This is a genomic window from Streptosporangium sp. NPDC000396 (genome assembly GCF_042898655.1).
GTDB lineage: Bacteria > Actinomycetota > Actinomycetes > Streptosporangiales > Streptosporangiaceae > Streptosporangium.
This window is the reverse complement of the sequence record NZ_JBIAZA010000011.1, coordinates 194,526-220,350: the sequence shown is the minus strand read 5'-3', so window position 1 is coordinate 220,350 and position 25,825 is coordinate 194,526. Positions and strand designations below refer to the sequence as shown.

General features: G+C 69.3%; 24 protein-coding genes, 1 tRNA gene and 1 riboswitch. Of the genes, 15 read left to right on the top strand and 10 right to left on the bottom strand.

The annotated features are described in order from the left end of the window. The first annotated feature begins 21 nt into the window (after nt 1-21). Nucleotides 22-813, top strand: a complete 792-nt coding sequence (locus tag ACFY2X_RS19820) for an SDR family oxidoreductase (RefSeq protein WP_389939928.1) — start codon at nt 22-24, stop codon at nt 811-813. After that, a complete protein-coding gene (locus ACFY2X_RS19815; RefSeq protein WP_389939927.1) occupies nt 813-1,664 on the top strand; it encodes a hypothetical protein in 852 nt (283 codons plus the stop codon). The genes ACFY2X_RS19820 and ACFY2X_RS19815 overlap by 1 nt, the downstream gene beginning before the upstream one ends. 33 nt (nt 1,665-1,697) lie before the next feature. Here the strand turns inward: ACFY2X_RS19815 and ACFY2X_RS19810 are convergent, their stop codons facing one another. The 4 genes from ACFY2X_RS19810 to metE form a co-directional block, all read right to left on the bottom strand. After that, nucleotides 1,698-2,945 (bottom strand): serpin family protein, encoded by a 1,248-nt coding sequence (locus ACFY2X_RS19810; protein ID WP_389939926.1) that lies wholly within the window; start codon nt 2,943-2,945, stop codon nt 1,698-1,700. 50 nt (nt 2,946-2,995) lie between these two features. Further along, on the bottom strand, nt 2,996-3,604 hold the full coding sequence (locus ACFY2X_RS19805; protein WP_389939925.1) for a hypothetical protein: 609 nt from the start codon (nt 3,602-3,604) through the stop codon (nt 2,996-2,998). A 37-nt stretch (nt 3,605-3,641) separates the two neighbouring features. Next, complete coding sequence (locus tag ACFY2X_RS19800) at nt 3,642-5,027, bottom strand: selenium-binding protein SBP56-related protein (protein ID WP_389939924.1); 1,386 nt, start codon at nt 5,025-5,027, stop codon at nt 3,642-3,644. 206 nt (nt 5,028-5,233) lie between these two features. Continuing rightward, nucleotides 5,234-7,450 (bottom strand): 5-methyltetrahydropteroyltriglutamate--homocysteine S-methyltransferase, encoded by a 2,217-nt coding sequence (gene metE / locus ACFY2X_RS19795; RefSeq protein ID WP_389939923.1) that lies wholly within the window; start codon nt 7,448-7,450, stop codon nt 5,234-5,236. Nucleotides 7,451-7,541: 91 nt separating this feature from the next. Then, a riboswitch (cobalamin riboswitch) is annotated at nt 7,542-7,753 on the bottom strand. A gap of 163 nt (nt 7,754-7,916) precedes the next feature. Here metE and ACFY2X_RS19790 point away from each other — a divergent pair. After that, on the top strand, nt 7,917-9,263 hold the full coding sequence (locus tag ACFY2X_RS19790; RefSeq protein ID WP_389939922.1) for a cation:proton antiporter: 1,347 nt from the start codon (nt 7,917-7,919) through the stop codon (nt 9,261-9,263). 84 nt (nt 9,264-9,347) lie between these two features. Then, complete coding sequence (locus ACFY2X_RS19785) at nt 9,348-9,980, top strand: TetR/AcrR family transcriptional regulator (RefSeq protein WP_389939921.1); 633 nt, start codon at nt 9,348-9,350, stop codon at nt 9,978-9,980. 21 nt (nt 9,981-10,001) lie between these two features. On the opposite strand, the gene ACFY2X_RS19780 is transcribed toward ACFY2X_RS19785, so the two are convergent. Together ACFY2X_RS19780 and ACFY2X_RS19775 are read right to left on the bottom strand one after the other, a co-directional pair. Further along, entirely contained in the window at nt 10,002-10,793 is a 792-nt protein-coding gene (locus tag ACFY2X_RS19780; RefSeq protein WP_389939920.1) for a DUF6597 domain-containing transcriptional factor, read from the bottom strand. After that, entirely contained in the window at nt 10,790-12,559 is a 1,770-nt protein-coding gene (locus ACFY2X_RS19775; protein ID WP_389939919.1) for an asparagine synthase-related protein, read from the bottom strand. Before ACFY2X_RS19775 ends, ACFY2X_RS19780 begins: the two co-directional genes overlap by 4 nt. 65 nt (nt 12,560-12,624) lie before the next feature. Here ACFY2X_RS19775 and ACFY2X_RS19770 point away from each other — a divergent pair, with 65 nt between their 5' ends. The 3 genes from ACFY2X_RS19770 to ACFY2X_RS19760 all read left to right on the top strand — a co-directional run bounded on the left by ACFY2X_RS19770 (nt 12,625) and on the right by ACFY2X_RS19760 (nt 14,909). Continuing rightward, complete coding sequence (locus tag ACFY2X_RS19770) at nt 12,625-13,158, top strand: TIGR03086 family metal-binding protein (protein ID WP_389939918.1); 534 nt, start codon at nt 12,625-12,627, stop codon at nt 13,156-13,158. 100 nt (nt 13,159-13,258) lie between these two features. After that, the gene (locus ACFY2X_RS19765) at nt 13,259-14,737 is read left to right on the top strand and encodes a von Willebrand factor type A domain-containing protein (RefSeq protein ID WP_389939917.1); all 1,479 of its coding nucleotides are present in this window, start codon (nt 13,259-13,261) and stop codon (nt 14,735-14,737) included. Nucleotides 14,738-14,836: 99 nt separating this feature from the next. Further along, nucleotides 14,837-14,909 (top strand) — tRNA-Ala (locus ACFY2X_RS19760). Nucleotides 14,910-15,032: 123 nt separating this feature from the next. On the opposite strand, the gene ACFY2X_RS19755 is transcribed toward ACFY2X_RS19760, so the two are convergent. Both ACFY2X_RS19755 and ACFY2X_RS19750 read right to left on the bottom strand, forming a co-directional pair. Continuing rightward, nucleotides 15,033-15,680, bottom strand: coding sequence for a response regulator (locus ACFY2X_RS19755; RefSeq protein ID WP_389939916.1), 648 nt, complete (start codon nt 15,678-15,680; stop codon nt 15,033-15,035). After that, the gene (locus tag ACFY2X_RS19750; protein WP_389939915.1) at nt 15,677-16,816 is read right to left on the bottom strand and encodes a sensor histidine kinase; all 1,140 of its coding nucleotides are present in this window, start codon (nt 16,814-16,816) and stop codon (nt 15,677-15,679) included. The genes ACFY2X_RS19755 and ACFY2X_RS19750 overlap by 4 nt, the downstream gene beginning before the upstream one ends. Nucleotides 16,817-16,924: 108 nt before the next feature. On the opposite strand from ACFY2X_RS19750, the gene ACFY2X_RS19745 reads away from it, so the two are divergent. Next, the gene (locus ACFY2X_RS19745; protein WP_389939914.1) at nt 16,925-18,046 is read left to right on the top strand and encodes an alpha/beta hydrolase family protein; all 1,122 of its coding nucleotides are present in this window, start codon (nt 16,925-16,927) and stop codon (nt 18,044-18,046) included. Nucleotides 18,047-18,160: 114 nt separating this feature from the next. On the opposite strand, the gene ACFY2X_RS19740 is transcribed toward ACFY2X_RS19745, so the two are convergent. After that, on the bottom strand, nt 18,161-18,712 hold the full coding sequence (locus ACFY2X_RS19740) for a TetR/AcrR family transcriptional regulator (protein WP_389939913.1): 552 nt from the start codon (nt 18,710-18,712) through the stop codon (nt 18,161-18,163). Between the two features lie 93 nt (nt 18,713-18,805). Between ACFY2X_RS19740 and ACFY2X_RS19735 the strand changes: the two genes are divergently transcribed. Continuing rightward, nucleotides 18,806-19,546, top strand: a complete 741-nt coding sequence (locus tag ACFY2X_RS19735; RefSeq protein ID WP_389939912.1) for an SDR family oxidoreductase — start codon at nt 18,806-18,808, stop codon at nt 19,544-19,546. Between the two features lie 295 nt (nt 19,547-19,841). Continuing rightward, on the top strand, nt 19,842-20,378 hold the full coding sequence (locus ACFY2X_RS19730) for a histidine phosphatase family protein (RefSeq protein ID WP_389939911.1): 537 nt from the start codon (nt 19,842-19,844) through the stop codon (nt 20,376-20,378). Nucleotides 20,379-20,396: 18 nt separating this feature from the next. Here ACFY2X_RS19730 and ACFY2X_RS19725 read toward each other — a convergent pair whose 3' ends face one another. Further along, nucleotides 20,397-20,606 carry a hypothetical protein gene (locus ACFY2X_RS19725; RefSeq protein WP_389939910.1) on the bottom strand — a complete coding sequence of 70 codons (210 nt, stop codon included), beginning with the start codon at nt 20,604-20,606 and terminating at the stop codon, nt 20,397-20,399. Nucleotides 20,607-20,814: 208 nt separating this feature from the next. On the opposite strand from ACFY2X_RS19725, the gene ACFY2X_RS19720 reads away from it, so the two are divergent. From ACFY2X_RS19720 to ACFY2X_RS19700, 5 genes are all read left to right on the top strand, one after another. Further along, a complete protein-coding gene (locus ACFY2X_RS19720; protein ID WP_389939909.1) occupies nt 20,815-21,327 on the top strand; it encodes an RNA polymerase sigma factor in 513 nt (170 codons plus the stop codon). 143 nt (nt 21,328-21,470) lie between these two features. After that, nucleotides 21,471-22,580 carry a hypothetical protein gene (locus ACFY2X_RS19715; RefSeq protein ID WP_389939908.1) on the top strand — a complete coding sequence of 370 codons (1,110 nt, stop codon included), beginning with the start codon at nt 21,471-21,473 and terminating at the stop codon, nt 22,578-22,580. Nucleotides 22,581-22,836: 256 nt separating this feature from the next. Continuing rightward, entirely contained in the window at nt 22,837-23,739 is a 903-nt protein-coding gene (locus tag ACFY2X_RS19710) for a VOC family protein (protein ID WP_389939907.1), read from the top strand. A 390-nt stretch (nt 23,740-24,129) separates the two neighbouring features. Beyond that, nucleotides 24,130-24,708: an RNA polymerase sigma factor gene (locus ACFY2X_RS19705; protein WP_389939906.1), complete on the top strand. Its 579-nt coding sequence runs from the start codon at nt 24,130-24,132 to the stop codon at nt 24,706-24,708. Further along, on the top strand, nt 24,705-25,661 hold the full coding sequence (locus ACFY2X_RS19700; RefSeq protein ID WP_389939905.1) for a CU044_5270 family protein: 957 nt from the start codon (nt 24,705-24,707) through the stop codon (nt 25,659-25,661). The genes ACFY2X_RS19705 and ACFY2X_RS19700 overlap by 4 nt, the downstream gene beginning before the upstream one ends. Nucleotides 25,662-25,825: the final 164 nt, after the last annotated feature.

The following is a 25,825-nucleotide window of genomic DNA, read 5'->3' as shown; positions in this document are numbered from 1 at the left end:
GGTCGGTCTCAAGGAGCTTCGATGCGGGTGCGGGACAAGGTCGTCGTGGTGACCGGCGCCGCGAGCGGGATAGGGCGGGCGATGGCCCTGCGGTTCGCCGCCGAGGGTGCCGCCGGGGTGCTGGTGGCCGACCTCGACGAGGTGGGCGCGACCGAGGTGGCCAGGGAGATCGGTGATCGGGCGGTGGCCGTACGGGCCGACGTGTCGGTCGAGGACGACGTGCGCGGCCTGGTCACCACGGCCGAGGAGGCCTTCGGGCCGGTCGGCCTGTTCTGCTCCAACGCCGGGATCATCACCGGCCACGGGCTGGACGCCACCAACCTGGAGTGGACCCAGACCATCGCGGTCAACGTCCTGGCCCACGTCTACGCGGCGCGGGCGGTCGTGCCCGGGATGGTCGAACGCGGCGGGGGCTACCTCCTCAACACCTGCTCGGCCGCCGGACTGGTGAGCTGCCCCGGCGACGCGCCCTACGCGGTGACCAAGTCGGCCGCGATCTCCTTCGCCGAATGGGTGGCCATCCACTACGCGACGAAGGGCGTGAAGGTCAGCGTGCTCTGCCCGCAGGGTGTGCGCACCGGCATGTTCGACCGGGGCATCGCCGAGGACCACCTCACTGCGAGAGCGGTGGGTGCCTCCGGCGCCATCCTCGATCCGGACACGGTGGCCGGCAAGGTGGTCGAGGGCCTCGACGCCGAGCGGTTCCACATCTTCCCGCACCCGGAGGTAGCCGAATTCGTCCGGCGCAAAGCCGACGATCCGGACCGCTGGCTGGCCGGGATGGCCCGTTTCGTCGACTCTTTGGAGGCATGATGACCGACGCCCGGCTCGCCTGGCAGGCTTGGCGCCGCCTGGAACCCCTCCACGCGATGATCTATTTCACGCCCGAGGCGACCGAGCGCTACAAGGCACTCGGCCTGGACACCTGGGCGGGTTACTTCGCCTCCCGCGCGGCGGCGTTCGGCCCGGCCTCGCCGGAGCTGGTCATCGCGACCTTCTACAACTTCTGCCCTGCCATGGTACGGCGGGCACTCCCGGCCGCCTGGGACGTCACGACCCCCGAGAAGGTGATCGAGGCCCGTCTCGACGCCGCCCGCGAGGCCCTGCGGCGGGCCGGAATCCACGGGATCCCGGCCCTCGCCGAGACGACGGCGCTGGTCAGGCGGGCCGCGGAGAGGGCCGGTGAGCACCCCCAGGGGCGCCCGCTGTTCGCCGCGCACGCCGCGTTGCCGTGGCCGGACGATCCGCTGCTGGAGCTCTGGCACGCCCAGACCCTGCTGCGTGAGTTCCGGGGTGACGGGCACGTCGCGGCCCTGCTGACCGAGGGGGTCGGCGGGCTGGACGCGCTGATCCTGCACGGCGCGTCCGGGCTCACGCCCACGGTGTTCCTGAAGGTCAGCCGGGGCTGGCCGGAAGAGGAGTGGGCCGCGGCCGAGGAAGGGCTGCGCGAGCGCGGGCTGCTGGACGGCGAGGAGCTCACCGAGGAGGGCAGGACGCTGCGGCAGCGGATCGAGGACCGCACCGACGAGCTGGCCCTGCCCGCCTACGCCGCGCTCTCGGACGACGAGCTGGCCCGGCTGGCCGAGCTGACCCGGATCTTCGGCCGTGCCGTGGTGGACGCGGGCCTGCTGAACTTCTCCGCCTGGGGCCGCTCCTCCGGATGACGAGCCACTGGACGCCTCCGTCCCGGCCCGGGATCAGCCCTTCGCCGTCGGGTCGGCGACCTGGCCGATGAACAACGGGGTCAGCGTCGGCCGGTGGACGATCGCGAAGGCGAATGGGTGGTCGGCGCGGACCTCGGTCCCGGGCGGGATCATGGCCGACTTGGGAAAGGCGAGGCCGGTGACGGCCGCGGCCTCGGTGCCCCACTCGTCCACGGAGATGGTGGCACGGTGGACCGCCTCCCCGAGGGAGACACCGGGGGCGATGCCTGAGTAGTCCGAGTCGGCCAGGCCGAGCTTTTTCAGAGGCTTGTGCAGGCTCAGGTTCGTGGCGAAGTCCCATCGGGGCATTGCGATCTTGACCGGGGTCTTCTTGAGCGCGGTCGCCACCTGGGCCATCACGGGCGGGGCGAGCAGGCGGGCGGGAGATCCACCCGCCCGCGGCAGGAGGACCCACATGACCAGATCACTCTTGGCGTAGGGAAGCTCGACAGCCTGCCAGCCCGGCCTCACGGCGTAGGAGAAGCTCCCGGTCTGGCGCATCAGAGTCGTCCGCACGGTCGTGCCGTCGGCGCGGGTGAAAGCGGCGTTCTTCTCGGGTGGGTCGGTGAACGCCGTCGCCCACTCGGCCTTGAAGTAGACGGCGTTCGCGATGACGAGTTTGATCCGCGGGTCCAGCCGGTCGAACACCTTCTTGACCCGTCCGGCTGTCTGCTCGCGCGCCCAAGCGTTGATGACGTCGAGGGCGTTTCCGGTGAAGTCCACCTCGCGCACGCCTGTGCCGTACTGGGCGGCGAGCGTGCGCAGGAATTTCGGCTCGACGCTCAGTCCTTCCTGGGTGAACAGCCCGTTGGCCAGGCCGACCAGCGGCCGGGCCGGGCCGCCGCTCCGGGCGTCCCGTGTCGCGCCGGGGGCGGGCGCGGGCGGCGGGCCGTCGAGTGTGACGATCCGCCGGGTCAGCGTGTTGAACGATGTGTGCGGTCCTCCTGAGGGAAACCCGAAGACCCTGTCCAGTTCCGGGCCCGTCCGCCCCGCCGCGCCCGATCTGGCCATGCCATAGGCGTAACCGATGCTCAGCGGGGACAGGACGGCGTTGGCTCCGGGCTTGGCGGTGGTCGTGAGCAGGTTGTGGCCGAAAGCCGTCAGCCCGCGTACGGTCTCCGCGACCGGGGCGCCTGCCGGAGCCTCTCGCTCCACCTCCTTGGCGGCGGCCACGCTGGATTCGCCCATGCCGCAGACCGTGAGCGCGGTGGCGGCGAGCAGGACGGTGAGAAGACGATTCATGCCGCTAAAACGTGCGTCGCCGCTGGGCGGTTCAGCCAGTGAGGGCGGCGTCAGGTGAGGGCGGCGGAGACGCCCGCGCCGATGAGGGCGACGGCCCAGACGAGGTCGAGGTTGAACCACGCCTTGCGGAGCACCGCGACGCCCAGCCACTCGTAGACGACCAAGGCCAGGGCGGTGGTCATCGCGAGCATGGACAGCGTGTGGATCGCGGTCGCCAGCAGGCTCTGCGAGGCCAGCGCGGCGGCACCGTGCCCGCCGTGCCCGCCGTGCAGGGTGACCGGGAGCACCATCAGCCCGGCACCGTGCGCGGTGGCCATCAGGAACGACCACCCGGCCAGCTGCCAGCCGGTCACCCTCATGCCGACCCAGCGGGGATGGCGGCGGCGCACCAGCCGCCAGACCCCGAACCCGCACACCAGGGCCGCCACGCCGTACGAGACGAGCCTGGGTGGGGCGGCCAGGCGTGCCACGGACACCAGCCCGAGCGTGACCAGCACCGACCCCGCGTGGCCGAGCACGATGGGCGGCAGCGCGCGCAGCACCGCCGCGCGCGAGCGCTCCTGCAGGCCGAGAGCGACCGCGAAGAGCCAGCCCATGGCCGGGTTCAGGCCGTGGAAGGCGCCGAGCCCGGCCAGGATCAGGGCCGACGTCAGATCCATCGCGGCCGCTCCGCTCCCCGTGGGAAGGCCGGCGCGGTCACGGGAAGCAGTAGGAGTCAGAGGAGCAGTCGCCGCCCTGCAACCGGATCTGGTGGGCGCGGCGGCCGTCGGCGGCGAAGTCGACGAAGAAGGCCGGGTCGAGGGAGATCGAGCCGTCGTTGGCGATGTCCACCTTGACCATCCAGCTGGAGACGCCGTCGGGGTAGAAGACGTCGTCCCAGGAGCGGTAGAGCGAGTTGGTGAAGTACACTCGCCGCCCGTCTCTGCTGGCCTCGACCATCTGCGGCGCGCCGTTCAGTGCTCGTCCGGGGGCGGCCGGGTGGGGGTCGCGCCGGGCGATGCCGCCGATCCGCACCGAGCCGGTCTCGCGGGGATTGAACGGGTCGGAGACGTCATAGGCCTTCAGCTCGCCCGTGCCCCAGCAGGTAACCAGCAGGATCCTGTCGTCGAGGGTCAGCGAGATGGCGGTGGCCAGCGGCGGCACCGCGCCGAACTGTTTGAGCGGCTCCGGCAGCAGATCGGCCGGGGCCGGTTCGGCGGGGATGGTAATGGTCTTGCGGGCCTTCCAGACTCCGTCCTCCAGATACCAGGTGAAGACGCCGGCCGACAGGTCCTCGACATCGATCACGGTGTTGACGAAGCCGTGGGTCTTGCTCGGGTCGTGGGCGGGGCGCACCTCCAGGGCCATCTGATGCTGGTCGCCCAGGTCGATCTCCTGCAGGTGCCTGCGCTTGGGCAGATCCCAGACGTGCAGCTTGTGACCGTATTTCCGGCCGGCCAGCAGCTCCAGCGAGGGCCCCGCCTCGATCTGGTTGGGCGTGCCCCACTCGCTGCTGATCATCGTGTCATGGCCGAGGTGCCACCAGAAGTCGTAGTGCAGTTCCTGCGGCCCCCGCTCCACCTCCCAGCGGCCCTTGGGCTCGAAGGTGTCGTGGTCGAGCATGAGCACCCCGCCTGGGGCGTCACCGTCCACGTTGCCGAGGGCGCTGACGTAGATCGCGTCGGTGCCGCAGTGGACGGTGTGCGGGCGGCTGTAGCCGGTCTTCTCGAAAAGCGTCTCCGGCTCGATCGTCTTGACGAGCCTGGGGCGCCGGGGGTCGTCCTTGACGTCGAAGATGTAGATCCTGCTCGACCGGAGGCCGGGAACGACGAGATAGCGCCGCTCGACATGTGGGTGAGGAGCGTAGGGACACAGAGCCGAACTGCACACGTTCCATCCGAAGTGGTGGAACTCGTCGCCCGGGACGGACGCGTCGTGCACGTTGGCGATCGTTCCGTCGGACAGGTCGATCGTGGCGAGCCCGTCGGGGCGCCCGTCTCCGGAGGCGTCAAGCAGGACGACGTAGGCGAGCTCCTCCCGAGGGGCCAGCATGGCCTCGCGGGCTGATGGATAGAAGGTGGGATCGGGCTGGATGAGTGCCATGTGGACTCCTCGACCGAGATCAATACCCAACTAATTTTGTAGGAAAAGCCTCCGCTGTCCAGAGGACATTTCAGACAGCCGGATGGTGATCCCGCGTACGGGCGGGCGGAGCCGATGCTCACCCCGCCCACCCGCACGCCGTACCGCACCGTCCACGCGCGGGTCCGGAGAGCAGGCCGGGGCCCGCGCGGATCTCCGGGCGCGGGTTACAGCGCGCGGATCCTACGGGCCGCGGTCACCATGTTCCGCAGGCTCACCTCAGTCTCAGCGTAGCTCCGCGTCTTCAGCCCGCAGTCGGGATTGACCCAGAGCCGTTCCGGCTCCACCACTCGGGCCGCCAGCCGGAGCGCCTGCTCGATCTCACCGATCTCCGGCACGCGAGGGGAGTGGATGTCGTAGACGCCGGGCCCGATCCCGCGCGTGTATCCGGCGGTGCGCAGGTCGTCCAGCAGTTCCATCCGGGACCTGGCCGCCTCGACGCTGGTCACGTCCGCGTCCAGGTCGCCGATGGCGCCGATGATCTCCCCGAACTCCGAGTAGCACATGTGCGTGTGGATCTGCGTGGAGTCGGACACGCCCGAGGTGGCGAACCGGAACGCGGCGACCGCCCAGGCCAGGTAGGCGTCACGATCGGCCGCCTTGAGCGGCAGCAGCTCCCGCAGCGCGGGCTCGTCCACCTGGATGATCCGGATACCCGCCGCCTCCAGGTCACGGATCTCGTCCCGCAACGCCAGCGCCACCTGCCGCGCGGTATCGGCCAGAGGCTGGTCCTCCCGGACGAACGACCAGGCCAGCATGGTGACCGGCCCGGTCAGCATGCCCTTGACGGGACTGCCGGTCCGGGACTGGGCGTAGACGGTCCAGCCCACCGTCATCGGCTCCGGCCTGGCCACGTCCCCGAACAGGATCGGCGGTCGCACGCACCGCGTGCCGTACGACTGGACCCAGCCGTGCTCGGTGGTGGCGTACCCGTCAAGCTGCTCGGCGAAGTACTGGACCATGTCGTTGCGCTCGGGCTCACCGTGGACCAGCACGTCCAGCCCGATGTCCTCCTGCAGGGCGATCACCGAGTCGATCTCGACCCGTATCGCCGCCTCGTACGTCGCCCGGTCGATCCGGCCTTCCCGCAGGTCGGCGCGGGCCCGCCGGACCGCGTCCGTCTGGGGGAACGAGCCGATCGTGGTCGTGGGCAGCGGCGGCAGTCTCAGCGCCGCCCGCTGGATCGCCGCCCGCTCGGCGTGACCGGCCCGCGCCGTACCCTCACCCAGCGCCTCCAGCCGGGCCCGGACCCGCGCGTCCACCGGAGCTCTGGCCGGTACGGCGGGCACGACCGCGTCCGGCCCCTCCCTCATCGCACGGCCGATCGCCACGACCTCCGCCACCTTCTGCCGGGCGAACGCCAGCCCCTCGGGCATCGCCGCCTCCCGCTCCAGATCGAGCGGGACGTGCAGCAGCGAGCAGGAGGTGGAGACGACCACCTCTCCGGCCAGCCCGAGCAGCGCCGCGCAGGTGGACAGCGCGTCGGGCAGCCGGGTGCGCCACACGTTGCGGCCGTTCACCACCCCGGCCACCACGGTCTTGTTCGCCAGCCCGGGAATCGAGGCCGCCGCCGTCAGGTTGCCGGGGCCGGCGACGAAGTCCAGCCCGATGGCCTCGACGCGGGTCGCCGCCAGCACGGGCAGCGCGTCGCCGATCTCGCCGAAGCAGGTGGCGACCAGCAGCCTCGGGCGATGGCTGAGCCCGCCGAGGTGGTCATAGGCGCGGGCGAGCGCCTTCAGCTCTTCGGCCGACCGGTCCGCGGCCAGCGCCGGTTCGTCGAGCTGCACTTCGGTGACTCCGGCGGTGGCCAGCCGCTCCAGCAGCTCGGCGTAGACGTCGAGCAGGTCGTCCAGGAGCCGGAGCGGCGTGAAGGAGGCCTCGGTGGACTTGGACAGCAGCAGGTAGGTGAGCGGGCCGACCAGCACCGGCCTGGTCTCGATGCCCAGGCGCCTGGCTTCGCCGTACTCCGCCAGGGGCTTTTCCCAGGCCAGCCGGAATCGCGTCTGCGGGCCCACCTCCGGCACGAGGTAGTGGTAGTTCGTGTTGAACCATTTGGTCATCTCCAGGGGGGCGATTCCCTGGGCGCCACGAGCCATGGCGAAATAGCGCTCCAGGCCGTCGAGGGCGGTGAAACGGTCGGGGATGGCGCCGACCATCACGCTGGTGTCGAGGACATGGTCGTAGAAGGAGAAGGTGTTGGAGGGGATGCCGGTCAGTCCCGCGTCGCGTAGCTCGGTCCAGGTGCGCTCGCGCAGGGCGCGGGCGGCTTCCTGAAGCCCGGTGGAGTCGATTCCGCCCGCCCAGTAGGACTCGACGGCCTTCTTCAGCTCCCGGTCGGGGCCGATCCTGGGATAGCCGAGAATGGTGGTGCGCTGGTCTCTCATGGGTCCTTTTCCCTCGTGGAACCCGGTCTCGGCGGGCATGGCGAGGTAGACCCTCTGACCCTCCCGCGAGGCCATGGACATTCCGCGCACCGGCCGGCGCGCGGGCGGTGGCAGGTATTCGGACTCGTGGGCGTCGTGTCGGTTTCCTACTGGCCGTCGCTTCCCAGGTGGTCGTTCACCCAGTGCTTGTGTGACGGCGGTCGTTCCCACTCACCGCTGCGGGGCAGTCCCGGAATCGCACCGGGTTCCCTGTTGCCTCGCCGCTCCACCGGGGAGCGGCGAACCAGCCGCACGGGCAGCATAACCCGGCTCCGGCGAAAGTGCGGAAGGCCGTGGCTCCCACTGGCAGCGCTGCGGGTGCTTCCGCCGGCAACGCCGCCGTGATCGGTTCGTGACTTGCTTCCGGGTGGGTCCCGAACGGCCAGGGGTAGATCTTTTACGAATCGCTCATCCCTGAGGGAGGATGATGCTCGTCTCGCTGGGTGCTCCCGTAGCACCGATCGCCGCCCACAACCTGCTCGTGTTCCTGCTCCAGGTGGGCCTGCTGCTCATGCTGGCACTGGTTTTCGGCCGGCTCGCCACCCGGTTCGGCATGCCCGCCGTCGTCGGCGAACTGTTCGTCGGTGTGGTCCTCGGTCCTTCCTTCCTGGCGCACGTCGCGCCGGGCATGCAGGGCTGGTTGTTCCCCGCCGTCCCCGAGCAGTTTCACCTGCTCGACGCGGTCGGCCAGATCGGCGTGCTGCTGCTGGTCGGCCTCACCGGCATCCACATGGACATGGGTCTGGTTCGGCGGCGTGGCGTCACGGCCGCCGGGGTCAGCGTCGGCGGCCTCGTCGTCCCGCTCGGGCTGGGCATCGGCGCCGGTTTCCTGCTGCCCAAGGCATTGATCCCGGACGGCACCGACACCACCGTCTTCGCGCTGTTCCTGGGCGTGGCGATGTGCGTCAGCGCGATCCCGGTCATCGCCAAGACGCTCATGGACATGAAGCTGCTGCACCGCAACATCGGCCAGCTCACGCTGACCGCCGGCATGATCGACGACGCCTTCGGCTGGTTCATGCTGTCGATCGTGAGCGCGATGGCCGTGAACGCGGTGTCCACCGGCACCGTGCTGACCTCGCTGGCCTACCTGGTCGCCATCGTCGTGTTCGCGCTCACGCTCGGCCGCCCGCTGGTCAGGGGAGTGTTACAGCTCACTGGCAAGTCGGACGAGCCGGGGCCGACCGTCGCCACCGCGGCCGTGCTCATCCTGCTCGCCGCGGCCGGGACCCACGCGCTGGGCCTGGAGGCGGTCTTCGGAGCGTTCGTCTGCGGCATCCTCATCGGCAGCGCGGGCAGGGTCGCCCCGTCCAGGCTCGCCCCGCTGCGCACGGTCGTGCTGTCGGGGTTCGCGCCGATCTTCTTCGCCACCGCGGGCCTGCGGATGGACCTGACGGCGCTGGCCAGGCCCGAGGTGTTGCTCGCCGGGCTCGCCGTACTGGCCATCGCGATCATCGGGAAGTTCCTCGGCGCCTACGCCGGGGCGCGGCTGAGCAGGCTCAACAGGTGGGAGGCGCTCGCGCTCGGCGCCGGGCTCAACGCCCGCGGCGTGATCGAGGTCGTGGTCGCCATGGTCGGCCTGCGGCTGGGCATCCTCAGCGTCGAGGCGTACACCATCGTGGTGCTCGTCGCGATCGTGACCTCGCTGATGGCCCCGCCGATCCTGCGGATCGCCATGGCCAGGGTGGAGCAGACCGCCGAGGAGGAGATCCGCGAGTCCGAGCACCAGGCCTGGACCAGGCAACCGGTGGGCGGGACCGAGCCGATCCTGTAGTCCTCCTGTTCCGCCACCGGGCATGGTGAGCGGCCGGTGGAGGACATTTGCCTGAGTGAGTGCTCACTCATGATAATCGGCACCATGACCGAGACCTCTGGCCGACGCCGCGCTCCGGCGATGGACCCTGACCAGCGCCGCGCGATGATCGTGGCGGCGGCTCTGCCTCTGGTCATCGAGTACGGAGCGTCGGTGACCACCGCGAAGATCGCCCGAGCCGCGGGCATCGGCGAAGGCACCATCTTCCGCGTGTTCCCCGACAAGGAGGCCCTGCTCGCCGCCTGCCTGGCCGAAGCCCTGCGGCCCGACGACACGATCGCCTATCTGGCCTCGATCTCGCTGGACCAGCCCCTGTCCGCCCGCCTGGCCGAGGCGGCCGAGGCGATGCGCGGCTACCTGACCCGGATGGGTGCGGTGGCGGGAGCCCTCCACGGCTTGGGGGGAGCGGGGCGGCCCGGCCGCCCACAGCCCGGAAGGCCCGGGGAGGGCGGCCCGCTCCCGGACCGGGAGGCCGGGCTGGCCGCGCCACGGGCCGCCCTGGCCGCCCTGTTCGAGCCCGAGCGCGAGGATCTCAGGCTCGCCCCCGAGCGGCTCGCGGAGGCTTTCCAGTTTCTGGTGATGTCGGCGGGCCGTCCGGGCGCGCCGGCGCCCCTGACCGTGGAGGAGCTGGTGGAGCTCTTCCTGCATGGCGCGCTCGTCACGCAGGACGCACGCTGAATATGAAATATCCCTCTGGTATTAGGGCGCCTCCACGGCACGGGCATAGGCGGTGGGGGACATGCCGACGACCGAGGTGAAATCGCGGACGAAGTGGGCCTGGTCGCTGTAGCCGAGCCCGGCGGCCAGTCGCGGCCAGTCGGTGGCCGAAGTGGCCTGCTCGGCGGCCTCGTGGATGCGATAGCGGCGGATCACCCATTTCGGGGGCACGCCGACGTACTCCTTGAACAGGCGCTGCAGGGTCCGCACGGTCACGCCGTGCCGGGCGGCCACGTCGTCGACACGCGTGATCTCCGGGCTCGCCATGATTCCGGCGACCATGGCGCCCACCTGCTCGGCGGTGGGGTCGCGGGGCGGAAGCCGTACCAGGAGGAACTCGTCCAGCAGCGCCACGGCCTCGGCGTCGCGGGCCGCCAGCATGGCCGGGGCGGCCGCGTCGGCGGAGGGGCCGAAGATCTCGGACACGGGGAGGAAACGGTTGGTGACGGTCGAGACCGGAGCGCCGAGGAAGGGGCGGAAACCCCCAGGACGGAAGCGGGTGGCGACGATGACACCGGCGCCGGTCAGGGTCTCCACGTAGTCGCCCGTGATCACCCCGGCGACCTGGGGACGGTGCTCCTGGAAGACGAGGTTCACCGACGGGTGCGAGACGACCCGCTGCTCGTACGGTTCCTCCAGATCCCAGCGGATGATCCAGTGGTGTTCGACGAAGGGGGACAGAGAGGGATGGCAGGTGTGGCGGCGGTAGCGGAAACGTGCCGCCCGCGCGTTGAGGATTCCCCGCGTGTCATCGGAGGGCACGGGCGAGGTCATGAGGGGACGGGGATGTGAATCGGGTCGAGCCCTTCGGGGGCCTTGCCGGGATAGACGCCGGACAGCATCGTGGCCACGGTGTAGAGGTGCCAGGCGTGGGTGGGCTTCTTGAGCACCGGTTCGGCGAACAGCCTGCGGACCTCGTCGGGGTTGACGATCGGGGTCAGCAGGTCGAGGTGGCCGAGGACATGGTCGCGGAGCACGGTCGTGAGCGCCTCGCCGGGGCTGGTCCGCCAGTTCCAGCCGCCGCCGGTCTTCGGCGCCGTCAGGAACTGCGGCCTGCGCTGCCAGGGGTAGTAGCGCCTGCCCTCGGTGAACCGCCACGGCTTGCCCTCGATCGGGATGGTGCGAAGCGACGGGGCGAGCGTCACGATGAGCTCGTGGATGACCTCCTCCGACAGCCGCCAGGTCTGGTCGAGGCCCAGCGCCGCACGCACCACCCGGTTGTCGAGGAACGGCCAGATCGGATCTCCCCGGCGCAGGGATCCGGCCCTGGAGGCGCCCTGCCAGCGGCCGATCCGGTAGGAGACGTACATGTGGTCGAGAGCCTCCAGCCCCGGCCGCTTCTGCCAGGGCCGGGCCAGCTCGCGGGCATGCTCGCCGGCGGCCTCGCTGAACAGCGCGGGGTCCCGCAGGAACGTGGTGTTCACCCGGCGGCTCAGCGCCTTGTCGCTCAGGTCGGACTGGAGCAGCAGGAAGGTTCCCGCCCGCAGGACCTCTCCGCTCTGCCCGGACATGGTCGGTCTGGCGTTGTAGGGAAGGTAGCCGACGATCGACTCGTAGGCCGAGGTCATGCCCTCACAGGTGCGCAGCGTCTCGTAGGCCCGCGCGAGGGGATGCTCGACGACGATCGCGTCCTTCTTCTCGGTGCGGGCCGGAGGGATGACCGTGTGCTCGATGCGGAGCGCCTGGGCGATCCGCCCGGCGATGATCACGTCGGGGTGAGTGTCCAGGCCGTTGGTGGTCGCGCGGAGCGGGATCTTGGCCGCGTGCAGCACCGCGGCGGCCAGGCGGCTGTCCCGGCCGCCGGTCAGGGCGAGGTTCACCGGCTCGCCCGTCGCCCGCAGCGGCTCCACGGTGGCGAGCAGCGCGCCGGCCAGCTCCTCGACGAGCGCCTTCTTCTGCCTGCGTGAGGTGGGCGCGGGCGCGGCGGTCGGAAGCGGGGTCTCGGTGATCGTACGGCCGCCGCTGCCGACGGTGATGGTCGTGGACGGCGGCAGCGCCGACACCCCGCGATAGGGCGTCTCGTCGGACAGGAAATAGCCCTGCCGGATCATCGCCTGCAACGCGAGCACGTCCCACTCGACCCGGTCGCCGCCGGTGGCGAGGTGGACCAGCAGCGCCCGGCTGCCGATCACGTGCACGTCGGGGGTCTCGGTGTAGTAGACCGGGCAGACCCGGTGGATGGCGGTCGCGGCCGACAGTTCGTCTTCGGTCGCCCGGAACACCGAGAAGCATCCGCCGACCGCCTCAGTGCTCAGTTTCGGCGCGTCCGCCAGCCGGCCGACCTCGCCGGGCGCGGCCAGATAGCCGTTCACCCCGGTCACCCGGTCGTGCCCGGTGACCAGCAGGGGCGGCTGCCGGGAGTCGTCGGGCTCGTTGGTCCAGGCGAACATGGAGATGCCGGGCCGATGCCACTCGCGGGACCTGATGACCTCAGGCGGAACCGGGAACGCGGCGTCGATCGCGCCTCTGACGGTGTGCAGCATCGCGTCCGGGATGTCGGCTCCCGGGCGTTTGGCCGCCAGTCCGAGATACACACGCATGTTGATGGATCTTATGTCGTGTTTTTTCAAGACAGCTGTGAACTGGGCCGGGAAGCATGGCCGCCATGAACGAGATGCTGTCACGCGCCGTCGCCCGCACGGTGACCGTGGTTCGCGAGATCCGGGACGATCAGCTTGACCTGCCCACCCCCTGTGCCGACTTCGACGTGCGGGCCCTGCTCGGCCACATGTCATGGGTGGCGGCGATGTTCGCCGCCCTGGCCCGCAAGGAGCAGCCGCCGCCGCAGGACGACGACCACGCCGCCTTCGAGGGCCGCGTCGCCGGAATGCTCGCGGCCTGGTCGGATCCGGAGGTCTTCGAAGGAGTCAACCCCACGATGGGGCTGCCCATGACCACCGTGTTCCAGATGGGTCTGGGCGACGTGGTGATCCACGGCTGGGACCTGGCCAGGGCCACCGGGCAGGACTACGAGGTGGACACAGAGATCGGGGAGGTCATGGCCGCTTTCGTCGGGGAGATGGCCCCGCAGGCCCGGCAGATGGATGTCTTCCAGCAGGAGGTGGCCGTGCCGGAGGACGCCTCTCCGTTCGAGCGAGCGCTCGGGCTCAGCGGACGCGATCCGGCCTGGAAGCCCTGATTACGCGCTTAATACGGTTTGTGCTCGCTTGGGTGAAGCACTCGGCCTGTGGATAAAAGGGACCGTCGTAGGAGGTGACACGCATCCTACGGAGGCGAACATGAATCAACGCACGCTCGCCATTGCCCTCGCCGTGATCGCCCTGCTGCTCGCCGCCGCCTGCGGCGGCGCATCCGAAAGCAGCCGCAAGCCCAACAGCGAACCGATGAACGGCTCCGGCCGGGCGGTCCCGTCCGCGGCGCCCGGCCAGGACACCGGCGCCGCCGAACAACGGGACACCGCCGCCGACCAGATCTCCACCTTCGCCCTCGACGTCGACACCGCTTCGTACGGCTATGCCAGGCGAACCCTCCAGGAAGGCCGGCTGCCGGAGCCGGCCCAGATCCGGCCGGAGGAGTTCGTCAACTCCTTCCGGCAGGACTACAAGGAACCCGGGGGCGACGGCTTCACCGTGCACGTGGACGGCGCGCGCATGCCCGGCAACGGCACCGCGCTGGTCCGGATCGGTCTGCAGACCCGTAAGGCGGATGCGGAGACCAGGCGCCCGGCGAACCTGACCTTCGTGGTGGACGTGTCCGGCTCGATGGGCGAGGCCGGCCGGCTCGACCTGGTCCGCGAGGCGCTGCACAAGCTCGTCGACCAGCTCGGACCGGGGGACCAGGTCTCCACCGTGGCCTTCAGCGGTGACGCGAGGCTGATCGCCCCCATGACCCCCGTGACCGGCAAGGAGCAGCTGCACGCGGCCATCGAGCGCCTGGCCGCACAGGATTCGACGAACCTGGAGGCAGGGCTGACCACCGGCTACGCCGAGGCATCCCGGACCTTCCGGCCGGTGGCCACCAACCGGGTCATCCTGCTCTCCGACGGCCTGGCCAACACCGGCGACACGAGCTGGCAGGGCATCCTCGACCGGGTCGAGGAGTTCGCCGGCAAGCGGATCACCCTGCTCTGCGTGGGCGTCGGACGTGACTACGGCGATCAGCTGATGGAGCAGCTCGCCGACAACGGCGACGGCGCCGCGGTCTATGTCAGCTCGATCGAGGACGCGCGGAAGGTTTTCGTCGAGCAGCTCGCCGCCAACCTCGACCTGCGGGCCCGCGACGCCAAGGCGCAGGTCGTGTTCAATCCCTCTGCCGTGGAGTCCTACCACCTGATCGGCTATGAGAACCGGCGGATCGCGACCGAGGACTTCCGCGACGACGCCAAGGACGGAGGCGAGATCGGACCGGGTCATTCGGTGACGGCACTGTATGAGGTACGGCTCCGCGGCGGAGCCTCCGGCCAGCTCGCCATGGCCACGGTGCGCTGGCAGGATCCCGACACCCGCGCCCCCGCGGAGACCAGCCGGTCGATGGAGCTGGCCGACCTGGCGGACTCGCCGTGGAGTGGGCCGTCACCGAGATTCCAGGTGGACGTGGTGGCGGCGGCGTTCGCCGAATATCTGCGCACGCGCGAGCCGCTCGCCGGGCTGGGAGCCGAGGAGCTCACCGGGCACGCCACCCGCCTGGCGGACTCCACCGAGGACGCCGCGGTGACCGAGCTGGCCGGACTGATCCCCCGCGCCCTGTCGCTCCGCTAGGCCCGGCCGCTGCCGATGATTACGGACTAGGGCGCGTTGTCCTATACACTGGCGTGGTGCCGCTGGGGCGAGAGTCCGGCGGCATCACGCAACACCTGAGGGGCTATGGCGCAGCTGGTAGCGCGCCTCCATGGCATGGAGGAGGTCTGGGGTTCGAATCCCCATAGCTCCACAGAAAGGCCGTTCTTGAAACGGCCTGAGGGATGTTGACGAGATCCCGTCCGATCGGCTTGATCGGACGGGATCTCGTCGTTTTCGGGTTCATGGAGCTGCTGGGCGGGCGGGAGGAACCCGATCAACCGAGGTCCGCATCGTGCACCAGGATCGCCGCCTGCACTCTGTTGGCCAGGCCCAGCTTGGCGAGCAGTCGGCTGACGTGCGCCTTCACCGTCGCCTCCGTCAGCTTGAGCTCCCGTCCGATCTCCGCGTTCGACAGGCCGCGGGCCAGTGTCCTGATCACGTCCTCCTCTCTTGCGGTCAGCGACGCGAGCCGGTTGCGCGCGGACTCGGCGCGGGAGGGGGTCTTGTCGACGAACGAGGTGATCAGCCGTTTGATGACGGTAGGAGACAACATGGCCTGGCCTGCGGCGACCGTGCGTACGGCGGCGGCCAGCTCCCGGGGCGGGGTGTCCTTGAGCAGGAACCCGACCGCGCCGAGCCGTAGCGCCTCGTGAACGTACTCGTCCAGGTCGAACGTGGTGAGCATGATCAGCTTGGGTGCGTCGGGCGAGGTCAGAATATGTGCCCCGGCGATCAGGCCGTCGGTGCCGGGCATGCGCACGTCCATCAGCACGACCTGGGGTTTGAGCCTGCTGGTGGCGGTGACCGCCTCGTCGCCGTCGCGGGCCTCGCCGACGACCACCATGTCGCCCGCCGCCTCCAGGATCATCCGCAGCCCGGACCTGACCAGCGCCTCGTCATCGGCGATCAGTACGCGGATCATGCCGCCGGGATCCTAGCCACGACCTGGAAGCCGTCCTGGTCCCGTGGGCCGGCCTCCAGCCGACCGCCGACCAACTCGACGCGTTCGCGCAGCCCGACCAGTCCCCAGCCGGAGCCGGGCAGATCACCGCCCGCTCCGGTGGAGAGTTCGTTGCACACGATGACCTCCAGTTCGACGGGCCGGTAGCGGACGAAGACGTCAGTCTCGGCGTTGGGGGCGTGTTTGTGCACGTTGGTCAGCGCCTCCTGGACCACGCGGTAGGCGGTGCGTTCCACTATGGGACTGAGCGTGCGCGCGGCACCCTCGTCGTGGCGGTTGACCACGATGCCCAGCGCGCGGGTCTGGTCGAGCAGCCGGTCGAGGTCGGCCAGCGTGGGTTGCGGGCCGCGTACGGAATCCTGCGATCGCAGCACGCCGAGCACCTCGCGCAGGTTCGTCAGCGCCTCCCTGCCGACGTCGCTGATCAGCGCCGCGGCTTCGGCTGTGCGCTCGTCAGGGGCGCTGACCTCCAGGGCGCCGGCGTGCAGGACCATCAGCGACACCCGGTGCGCGACCACGTCGTGCATCTCTCGTGCGATGCGTGTGCGCTCTTGGCTGCGTGCTTGCTCCGCGCGCAGTATCTGCTCACGCTGCAGCTGTTGCGCCTGCTCGCGCATCGCGTCGAACACCTGCCGCCTGGCGCGGACCCACAGCCCCGCGACCAGGGGCAGCCCGAGCATTGCGCCACCCATGAGGATCGCGTTGGCCGGAGTGCCCACGACCAGTGCCCGGTACCCGCCGCTTCGGTGGGAGATGAGACCGCTGAGCGCGAAGACCGCGATCGCGCCTCCGACGTAGAGCCACAGGTCCCGGCGGCGCAGGTGCGTGCCCGCGTAGTAGGAGGCCGCGACGGCGGCGGGCCACATCACCAGCCATGCGAAGGCGAGGGCGCCCATCGCGGCGAGCGGCCACAGCGAGCGCCTGGCGCAGGCCGCGGCTATTCCCGATGCGGCGGCGACGGCCGCGAGCAAGGGGGCGGGCAGCGTCGACTCGACGCCCACCGAACCGGTCGCCGAAGCCGTGGACAGGAGGAACACCACCGTGCCGAGCGCCCACGGCGTGATCCGCTCGACGATCCCGGCATCGCCGTACGTCATGATCAGAGGCTATAGGGCGATCTGAATGGCATCCCCCTACGAAAGTTGCGGGTGCTGGGTGACTTTCGCCGGGGACGGTACGGTCGGGCCCTGCCGCATGGTGAGGGCATGAGGAAGACAGTCATCGCGAGCGTGCTCGCACTCTCCATGTTCACCACCATCGATATGGAGTCCGCCGCGGCGTCCGCCCCTGTGCCCACCCTGCCCGCGCCGACGGGCGGCCATGCCGCCGGACGGTCGGACATACACCTGATCGACTCCAGCCGCCCCGACCCGTGGGCCACCGGCATGAAGGTGCGCGAGCTGATGGTCTCGGTCTGGTATCCGGCGCGGAGGGCCGTGGGCGAGCCGGCGCCGTACGTCACGCCTCAGGAGTCGGAATCGATCATCAGAGGTGTGCCGCAGCTGAAGGACGTGCCGCCGGACACGCTCGCCAAGACGAAGACGTACGCCCGTGTCGATGCGCCCGCGCTGAGGCGGAAGGGCGGATGGCCATTGGTGGTTCTGTCACCCGGCATGACGTTGCCTCGCGCGACGATGACCTCGCTGGCCGAGGAGTTCGCGAGCAGAGGTTACCTGGTGGCAGGCATCGAGCACACCTACGAGTCGGTGGCCACCACGTTCCCCGACGGCAGGACCGTCACGTTTGAGGCGGGCAAGGGCGGCCAGACTCCGGAGCTGGGGGCGAAGGTCGCCCGGGTCAGAGCCGCCGACACGACGTTCGTGCTGGACCAACTGGAGAAGAGCAAGCGCTGGAACCGGCTGATCGACGAGACCAGGATCGCGATGGTGGGGCATTCGGTCGGCGGTCAGAGTGCCGCACACCTCCTGGCCGCGATTCAGCGGATCAAGGCCGCGGTCAATCTAGATGGCTCCTACAATCCGAGGACGCCGGCGAAGCCGGTCGAAAAGCCGTTCATGATGATCGGCAACCCGAGGCAGGAGCCGAACACCGGCGGGGAGAAGAGCTCCTGGGACCTGTTCTGGCCGCACGTGACCGGTGACTGGAGACGCTGGCTGACCGTGACAGGTGCTGAGCACATGAGCTTCATCGATTACGCGGTACTCCAGCCGCAGCTCGGGCTGCCGAAGTACCCGATCGACGGCGAGCGCTCCATAAAGATCACCCGCGCGTACGTCACCGCCTTCCTCGACCTGCACCTAAAGGGCAGGCGTCAGCCGTTGCTGGACAAGCCGTCGATCGACTATCCCGAGGTGAGGTTCTGGTAGACGGCGGACCGTGCTTGCCACGGTCTCCCCAACGTCCCTGAACCGGGCACCACTTCAGCCGCCGCCCGGCCTCCAGACCGTCCCCGCAAGGCGTCCACCGGGATCGGGGCCCGGCTATTCGCGACAGCGCAGTCCGTCGAGGACGATGTGGAGCAGGCGCGCGGCTCTGGTGTCCCACTCGGCCTGTTCGAGGCGGGTCAGGTAGCCGAGGAGCAGGATGACGTCACGGGCGTCGACGTCGGAACGGATGGTCCCGTTGGCCTTCCCGGCGTCGAGGAGCGTGGTCAGCGTGTCACCGATCGGGCCGAGGCTGTGCGCGGAGAGATCCTGCCACACCGCTGCTTCAACGGCGGCGAACACTCCGCGTTTGATCTGCGCGTACGCGACCACCCGGTCGAACCAGTGGGCCAGCGCGGTGAGCGGCTCGTGTTCGGCGAGCAGTGCCGGGGCTGCCGCCACGAGCTCGCCGACGTCCTCCCGATAGACCTCGGCGAGGAGATCCTCACGGGTCGGAAAGTGGCGGTAGAGGGTGCCCTGGCCGACTCCCGCCTGCTTGGCGATCGCATTGAGTTTGATCTCGTCGTCGTTCGCGATGGCCGCTCGCGCGGCCCGGATGATCCGTGCGCGGTTGCCGGCCGCGTCGGCCCGGCGGCGGGTTGAGTCCATCGCTCCTCTGCTCGTCGAATGGGCTAAGCGGACACGTGTCCGGTACGCTCCTCGTATACGGACACGTGTCCACTTTACCTTGGGGGGATTTTCATGACAGCCATCAGCGGCAAGGTCGTCGCCATCACCGGTGCGAGCAGCGGCATTGGCGAGGCCACCGCGCGCCTGCTCGCCGAGCACGGCGCGGCGGTCGTCCTCGGCGCGCGCCGGGCAGAGCGCCTCGATGACCTCGCCCGGGACATCCGGGACCGCGGCGGGCGTGCCATCTCCTGCGCCACAGACGTCGCACGGCGCGAGGACCTCGAACGGCTCGTCGGCCAGGCCGTGGCGGAGTTCGGCCGGCTGGACGTGCTGGTGAGCAACGCCGGCATCAGCAAGATCGGGCCGGTGTCCGAACTCGACGTGGACGGCTGGTCGGCGATGATCGACGTCAACCTGCGCGGGGTGCTGCACGGGATCGCTGCCGCGCTGCCAGTGTTCCGTCGGCAGGGCCACGGCCACTTGGTGACCACAGTGTCGACGTCCGGCCTGAAGATCGTCCCTACCCAGGCGGTGTACGCCGCGACCAAGAACGCCGTACGGACCCTGCTGGAGGGACTGCGGCAGGAGTCGACCGACGGCGTGTTGCGGACGACGGCGGTGTCGCCGGGTGTAGTCCGCACCGAGCTCGCCGACTCGATCGAAAATCCCCAGGTCCGCGAGCAGATCCGCCGCAACATGGACGAGTTCGCCATCGCTCCGGAAGCCGTCGCCCGCGTCATCGCCTTCGCCATCGAACAGCCCCACGACATTGAAATCGGCGAAATCACCATCCGCCCGACCGTTCAGGGCTGATCAGCGCGAGCCGCCCCCCTGGACCTCGCCGGCCCCTCGCCCCTGGTCACGGACGCCTGCCCTTCGGCTCCGTAGGCGGGAACGGGACCTGGATCACGGAGTTTGATCCAGATCCTCAGTTCGGGCAGCGCCTGTCGATCGCAAGGCCCCGAAATGTTGATGAGAACGGACAGCACCTCCGGGTATGTAGCGCGGGATGGCTTCCACGTCGCGTGCTCTACAAGGTGATGAATGTGGCTGTCCGCTGTGGGAGAAGGGGGAGGAGGCGTGTCAACGCCGGCGCTAGCGTGACGTCATGGCGATAGAGATCGTGCTCGAAACACACTCAATGAGCCAGGACAACGAGCGGGGGATCGCCACGGGGTGGCTGCCCGGATGCCTGTCTGAACGAGGCCGACGCTTGGCCGTGGAACTGGGCGAGCGGCGGCGCAAGGACGGCCTCGCCGCCGTTTTCACCTCTGACCTCACCCGAGCGGTCGAAACTGCTTCCCTGGCGTTCGCCGGCGCCGATATTCCGATCCTGCATGATTGGCGGCTTCGGGAGTGCGACTACGGCGACAACAACGGCATGCTCGCGATTGAGCTGCACCAGAACCGATCTGAGTACCTCGACAAGCCCTATCCAGGGGGAGAAAGCTGGAAACAAGCGGTGCACCGCGTGAGCCGCTTTCTTGGTGATCTGCCCTTGCGATGGTCCGACACCCGGATCCTGGTGATTGGACACGTCGCGACACGGTGGGCGTTCGATCACTTCATCAACGGCATCCCGTTGGAAGAACTGGCGGACGCCGACTTCGGCTGGCAGGAGGGATGGGAGTATCGACTGGCCTGAGGGGCAGCCGGGCCTGTGTCAGTCACTCGCGGGATGCTGCCCGTTGACGCGGGCGCGTGTCTGGGCCAGGCGCCGCTCGGTCAGGAAGGTCACCGTCGCCCCTGACGATGATGAGTCGGCAGCGGTGAACGGTTGGGTGCTGATGATGGAGTCGGTTTCGGCGGCCTTGCGCGCTTCCAGGGCCACGGCATCGGCGGTCGGCGCGCCGGCGCGGATCGCGATGGCCATCCCCGTGACGATGTGCTCGTGGGCCATGTGACGCGCGAGCAGGTGGCGGTGTGCTGTGCGGTTGGCCGGGATCGGAGTCAGCGGTCGGATGGTGGCGGCCTGCCGTGTGCGGGCGGCAGCCGGGAGGCGCTTGCGCCGGCACGGCATGAGAATGGTGTGAATTTTGGTTGCCCGGTAATCGGGAGGGCACTCCGAGACAGTTCTAAGTGTGGACGATCCAGAAGAACGATTCACCAACCTTTATGACCGGCATTACCGGAACGTGCTGGGCTATGCCCTGCTGCGTGCCGAGCCGGCCATGGCGGAGGACCTGACCAGCGAGACCTTTCTGGTCGCCTGGCGGCGTCTGGACGATCTGCCCGATCCACCGTTGCCGTGGTTGCTCGGCGTGACCCGAAACCTGCTGCGCAACCACCGTGTCCGCCGGCTGCGCAGTGACGAATTGATCGCTCGGCTCGCCGGGCTGAGCACCTTCGTCGAGGGCGACGTGGCCGAGCGGGTCGCCAGCCGGCAGGAGGCCCTCGCCGTACTGGCCGGCCTGCGTGAACAGGACGTCGAGGCGGTGGTCCTGGCCAACTGGTACGGCCTCACCCCGGAGGATGCGGCTCAGGTGGCGGGCTGCTCGCCTCGCACGTACAACGTCCGGCTGCATCGTGCACGTCGTCGCCTGGCCGAGGCGCTCAAGCCCTCACCTCGCTTCACCTTTCAGGGACAGGCATGAACGAAAAAGACCCGATCGATGAACTGATCGCCACACTACGCCCGGATGCGCTCACCGAGGACGCCTATCGGCGGCGCCGCTCGGCCGATCTCGCCCGTGCGTTCCAGTCACCTCGTACACCCCAACACTTTCGGAGGTTCTCCATGGCTCAGCGCCGACCACTGCTCGTTATCGCCGCCGCTGCGGTGACGGGGCTCGCCGCCGCGGCGATCGTCGTTCCGCAGCTGGCCTCGGGGGATGCATCGTCCAGCGATCCGGTCACTGCCCAGCAGTCCGGCGTGCGGGCGCCCTCGGTGGACGCCGGGGCGAAGTCCACGACCATCGGTAGCGCCGCGAACACCCGGATGATCCTGCTCGCGGCGGCCAAGGTGGCCGCCGAGGAGCCGATCACGTCGGGCAAGTTCTGGTACTCGCGGGTGCGCACCGGCCAGATGGTCCGTGTCGCCCCGGAGGAGTACAAGGCCAAGATCATGCCACTGATCGATGAGTTGGAGGCCAAGGAGGCGGAGCTGAAGGGCAAGCCCGCCGAGCTGAAGGCCGCCAAGAAGGAGCTCGATGAGAAGATCCGCGCGGTGAAGGAGGCGAGACTGCCGTACACCGCGACCCGTGGCGACACGACCGAGAGCTGGCGATCGCTCAAGGACGCGACCGGCCGCTCGATGACGAACCAGGACGTGAAGATCGAGTTCGCGACTCCCGAGGACGAGGCCAAGTGGAAGCAGGCGGGCTCGCCTCGCCTCTCTGAAAATGACCGGCCGCAGACCAAGGAAGGCGCGCCGGAGACCATCGTCTCGATCGGCAACGACTCCCTCACCTGGTCCAACGTCTCCAAGCTGCCGACCGACAAGGAGGGGCTGAAGGCCAAGCTGAACGATCTGTACGAAAAGCGGAGCGACAAGTCGGGGTCGCGCGCCCTCTACATGTGGGGAACGGGCGCGGACCTGCTGGCCGCGCCGATCACACCGGGCACCAGGGCGGCCCTCTACCAGGTGCTGGCCGATTCCACGTCTGGTCTGAAGTCGCAGACGGGAGTGGCCGACGGCATGGGGCGTACGGGGGTCGCCCTGGAGACGACCGGGCCCAACGACCACGACGAGCCTGACAAGATCACCTACCGTCTGCTCTTCGACGACAAGACCGCCAAGCTCCTGGAGCTCGATGTCATCGAAGAGGGGAACTCGACGCCGCTGCTCCGGCAGACCTACGAGGCCATGGGCTACGTCGACGACCTGGGCGCGAAGCCGGGCCAGTGACCCAGGCCTGACCCTGTAGGCCTCGGACAGGGGCCGATGCCTGCCGGTTCGGTTCTTCCAGCACCCTCATAGCTCTTCCAGCACCCTCAATCGCGGAGACCCCGGTGGAGACCGGGGTCTCCGCTTCTTCGCGTGCCCGGATTCCCGAGGGGCGGTGACCCGGCAGCCCGGTTCGACGCCGTGGTCGTTGATCCCGGCCGGGCCCACCCCGCGCTGCTGCCCATCGGCTCTCGCCCGGTGGCGTATAACCGGGATCATGACAGCGGATACCTTCACGGATTCGACGACATTCCTCACCTCCAGGGGCGCCGCCGAGATCCCTCACCCCGGCGGCACACTCCTGCAGCACCTGCAACGCGTCGCAGCCCAGCTCAAGGCCTGGGGGGCAGACGAAGACGTACAGCTCGCCGGACTATGTCACGCAACCTACGGCACAGACGGCTACGACCGCCGACTCCTCGACCTCACCGATCGAGCCACACTGATCGAGATGATCGGGTCCCGGGCCGAGGCACTGGTATATCTCTACGCCTCTTGCGACCGTACAGCGACCTACCCCGCCCTGCGCTTCGTGGACCGCTTCACGGGCCAACCGATGGATCCCTCCGGCGCCGAGCTGGAGGCATTTCTCCTGATTACGGCTGCGAACGAGATCGACGTCGTTCGGCACAACGCAGACATCCGCGCCAAACACGGGGCCGCGCTGCATGCGTTCTTCGCCCGTAACCGGCACCTGCTGCCACCGATCGCCTGGGAGGCCGCCAAGGAGACCTTCGCGGTCCGCATCGCAAGCCTCGATCACCTGGTTCTGACCGTGGCCGACATCTCCCGGACGATCGACTTCTACCGGGACGCCCTCGGCATGGAGCCGGTGACCTTCGGCGACGGCCGCCACGCGCTCACCTTCGGCCCCAGCAAGATCAACCTGCACCAGGCCGGGCACGAGATCAGGCCGCATGCCCTTCGCCCGGAGCCCGGCAGCGCCGATCTCTGCCTGATCACCAGCTCGCCCCTGCATCAGGTGGCCGCCCATCTGACCGCGGCGGGCGTATCCATCGAAGAGGGGCCAGTCCCGAGAACCGGTGCGCTTGGCCCGATTACCAGCCTGTACATCCGAGACCCGGACCACAACCTCATCGAGATCGCCACCTACGACTGATCCAGCAGTCCTGGTCTCACTTGAGGGACATGAGGGAAACGATCAAACCCGGGCCGGGGAGCGATCTTCTGACTCCTGCTCCTGTGCCAGGCCAGGTCTACTCGTGAACACCTCATAGAGGGGCCGTTCGTGAGGCGGCCTGAGGGAAGTCGACGAGATCCCGTCCGACCGGCTTGATCGGGCGGGATTTCGTCGTTTTCGGGTTCATGGGGCTGCTGGGCGGGCGGGGGAACCCGATACCGCCCAACGCGCCTGGCCGCGGCGGCGGATCTTGGCGCGCGCTCTTGGCCTTCACCCGAGCCTGCCGGGAGGTGGGCAGCGTCCCGTGAACTCGTTTCCTGACTCGTGTGAAAGACGGGTGACACTACTTCCTTGGGAAGGCCCAACCACATGCCGCTCAGTACGACCCTGTCTGACGCCGCCCTGATCGAACGGTCGTGGCGAGATCCCGAGGATTTCGCCTTGCTGTTCGACAGGCATGCAGGACACATCCACCGTTATGTGGCCCGCCGGCTCGGCGACGACACGGCCGACGACGTCGTCTCCGAGACGTTCCTCGCCGCGTTCAGGCCGCGCCGCGACTACGACACCGCCCGTCCGGAGGCCCTCCCCTGGTTGTACGGCTTCGCGACCAACTTCATCCGCCGGCATCAGCGCGCCGAGATACACCGCTATAAGGCGTACTCGAAAATGGGCGTGCTTCCCGACGCCGACGACGCCACGGAACAAGCTCTTGAGCGGGCGAGCGCGCATGCCGTACGCCGCCCTCTCGCTCAGGCGCTCGCCTCACTGAAGGCCCGCGACCGCGACGTCCTCTTACTCGTGGCCTGGGCCGACCTCACCTACGAGGAGGTCGCCAACGCCCTGTCCATCCCGATCGGAACAGTCCGTTCCCGCCTCAACCGCGCGCGGGCCATCGTCCGCAACGCCATCGGCAGCACCGACCCTACGACGGAGCAGACCTCATGAACGACCTGACCGATCTGAACGCGCTGCGCGACCTGTTCGCCGACAAGGCGCACCCCACGGCGGACCGCCTCGCCCCCGCCCGTACCGCCCTCCTGGCCGAAGCCCGCACGAAGCGCCGGCCCCGGGCCCGAAGGGTCGGCCTGCGGCGCCTGATGCTGGCAGGCGGCCTGGTCGCGGCGATGACCGCAGGAGTGATCGCCATCCAGACGTTCAAGCCTGCCGCGCCCGCGAGCGCCGCCGAGGTGCTGAGGCTGGCGGCCGAGGCCGCGATCGCCACCCCGTGGCCGGAACCCCGCGACGACCAGTACCTCTACTATGAGCAGATCGCGGAGTCGCGCCCCGAGAAGGGGGTTCCCGATCCTGGTTCGCGCCGCATCACGGGCGAGTTCTGGGAGTCCGTCGACGGCTCCCGCCCAAGACTCAGCTGGGGCAAGCCGTCGAAGTCCCGCCCCCATCGCGGCCGCGGCGAGTACAAGGAACTCGGGCCCTGGTGCCCCGGCCACGGCCGCCCCACCTACGCCGACCTGCGTGGGTGGCCGACCGACCAGGAGCAGCTCCGGCACAAACTGGCCGAATACGGCAAGGAGATGGTCCTCAAAAAGGACACCGCGACCCAGATCTGGCGCGCCCTCGGCGTCCTCGGCCGCCCGATGCCGCCCAAGCTGCAGGCGGCCATCTTCAAGATCGCCGCGACCCTGCCGGGCATCGAGACGGAAGAGCTCAAGGACGCCACCGGCAAAACGGGCATCGCCGTGACCCGGGTGGACAACCTGGGCCCCGGGGGCACCATCTCCCGCGAATCCTTCATCTTCGACAAGACCTCCTACGTCTTCCTGGGCGGCCAGGAGCTCGTGCCGGGACGAGGGCGTGAACTCTGGTCCGTCACCCGTCCGCAGATCACCGACGAACTCCCGGCCTGGTCCAAGTCCCTGAAGCCGAGAAACTGCGGCTGAGTCTGCGCTCACCGGACGGCAGGCGGGCCGGTGCGGCCCGCCTGCCTGCCGTGATCCAGCAGTCGGGCGGCCGGCGCCGCCCCCAGCAGCTGAGCCGGCCCGCCGTGTCCGCAGGTCATAGGCGGGTTCGTTGGATTTTCGGCCAAGACTACGGGCACCCCGTG

Coding starts and splice junctions, on each gene's coding strand:
- ACFY2X_RS19700 (WP_389939905.1), top strand. CDS start 24,705: ATGAACGACCTGACCGATCTGAACGCGCTGCGCGACCTGTTCGCCGAC.
- ACFY2X_RS19755 (WP_389939916.1), bottom strand. CDS start 15,680: ATGATCCGCGTACTGATCGCCGATGACGAGGCGCTGGTCAGGTCCGGG.
- ACFY2X_RS19710 (WP_389939907.1), top strand. CDS start 22,837: ATGACAGCGGATACCTTCACGGATTCGACGACATTCCTCACCTCCAGG.
- ACFY2X_RS19820 (WP_389939928.1), top strand. CDS start 22: ATGCGGGTGCGGGACAAGGTCGTCGTGGTGACCGGCGCCGCGAGCGGG.
- ACFY2X_RS19750 (WP_389939915.1), bottom strand. CDS start 16,816: ATGACGTACGGCGATGCCGGGATCGTCGAGCGGATCACGCCGTGGGCG.
- metE (WP_389939923.1), bottom strand. CDS start 7,450: ATGAGAGACCAGCGCACCACCATTCTCGGCTATCCCAGGATCGGCCCC.
- ACFY2X_RS19775 (WP_389939919.1), bottom strand. CDS start 12,559: ATGCGTGTGTATCTCGGACTGGCGGCCAAACGCCCGGGAGCCGACATC.
- ACFY2X_RS19715 (WP_389939908.1), top strand. CDS start 21,471: ATGGCTCAGCGCCGACCACTGCTCGTTATCGCCGCCGCTGCGGTGACG.
- ACFY2X_RS19730 (WP_389939911.1), top strand. CDS start 19,842: ATGGCGATAGAGATCGTGCTCGAAACACACTCAATGAGCCAGGACAAC.
- ACFY2X_RS19765 (WP_389939917.1), top strand. CDS start 13,259: ATGAATCAACGCACGCTCGCCATTGCCCTCGCCGTGATCGCCCTGCTG.
- ACFY2X_RS19725 (WP_389939910.1), bottom strand. CDS start 20,606: ATGGCCATCGCGATCCGCGCCGGCGCGCCGACCGCCGATGCCGTGGCC.
- ACFY2X_RS19810 (WP_389939926.1), bottom strand. CDS start 2,945: ATGAATCGTCTTCTCACCGTCCTGCTCGCCGCCACCGCGCTCACGGTC.
- ACFY2X_RS19740 (WP_389939913.1), bottom strand. CDS start 18,712: ATGGACTCAACCCGCCGCCGGGCCGACGCGGCCGGCAACCGCGCACGG.
- ACFY2X_RS19705 (WP_389939906.1), top strand. CDS start 24,130: ATGCCGCTCAGTACGACCCTGTCTGACGCCGCCCTGATCGAACGGTCG.
- ACFY2X_RS19790 (WP_389939922.1), top strand. CDS start 7,917: ATGCTCGTCTCGCTGGGTGCTCCCGTAGCACCGATCGCCGCCCACAAC.
- ACFY2X_RS19805 (WP_389939925.1), bottom strand. CDS start 3,604: ATGGATCTGACGTCGGCCCTGATCCTGGCCGGGCTCGGCGCCTTCCAC.
- ACFY2X_RS19780 (WP_389939920.1), bottom strand. CDS start 10,793: ATGACCTCGCCCGTGCCCTCCGATGACACGCGGGGAATCCTCAACGCG.
- ACFY2X_RS19815 (WP_389939927.1), top strand. CDS start 813: ATGACCGACGCCCGGCTCGCCTGGCAGGCTTGGCGCCGCCTGGAACCC.
- ACFY2X_RS19735 (WP_389939912.1), top strand. CDS start 18,806: ATGACAGCCATCAGCGGCAAGGTCGTCGCCATCACCGGTGCGAGCAGC.
- ACFY2X_RS19785 (WP_389939921.1), top strand. CDS start 9,348: ATGACCGAGACCTCTGGCCGACGCCGCGCTCCGGCGATGGACCCTGAC.
- ACFY2X_RS19770 (WP_389939918.1), top strand. CDS start 12,625: ATGAACGAGATGCTGTCACGCGCCGTCGCCCGCACGGTGACCGTGGTT.
- ACFY2X_RS19745 (WP_389939914.1), top strand. CDS start 16,925: ATGAGGAAGACAGTCATCGCGAGCGTGCTCGCACTCTCCATGTTCACC.
- ACFY2X_RS19800 (WP_389939924.1), bottom strand. CDS start 5,027: ATGGCACTCATCCAGCCCGATCCCACCTTCTATCCATCAGCCCGCGAG.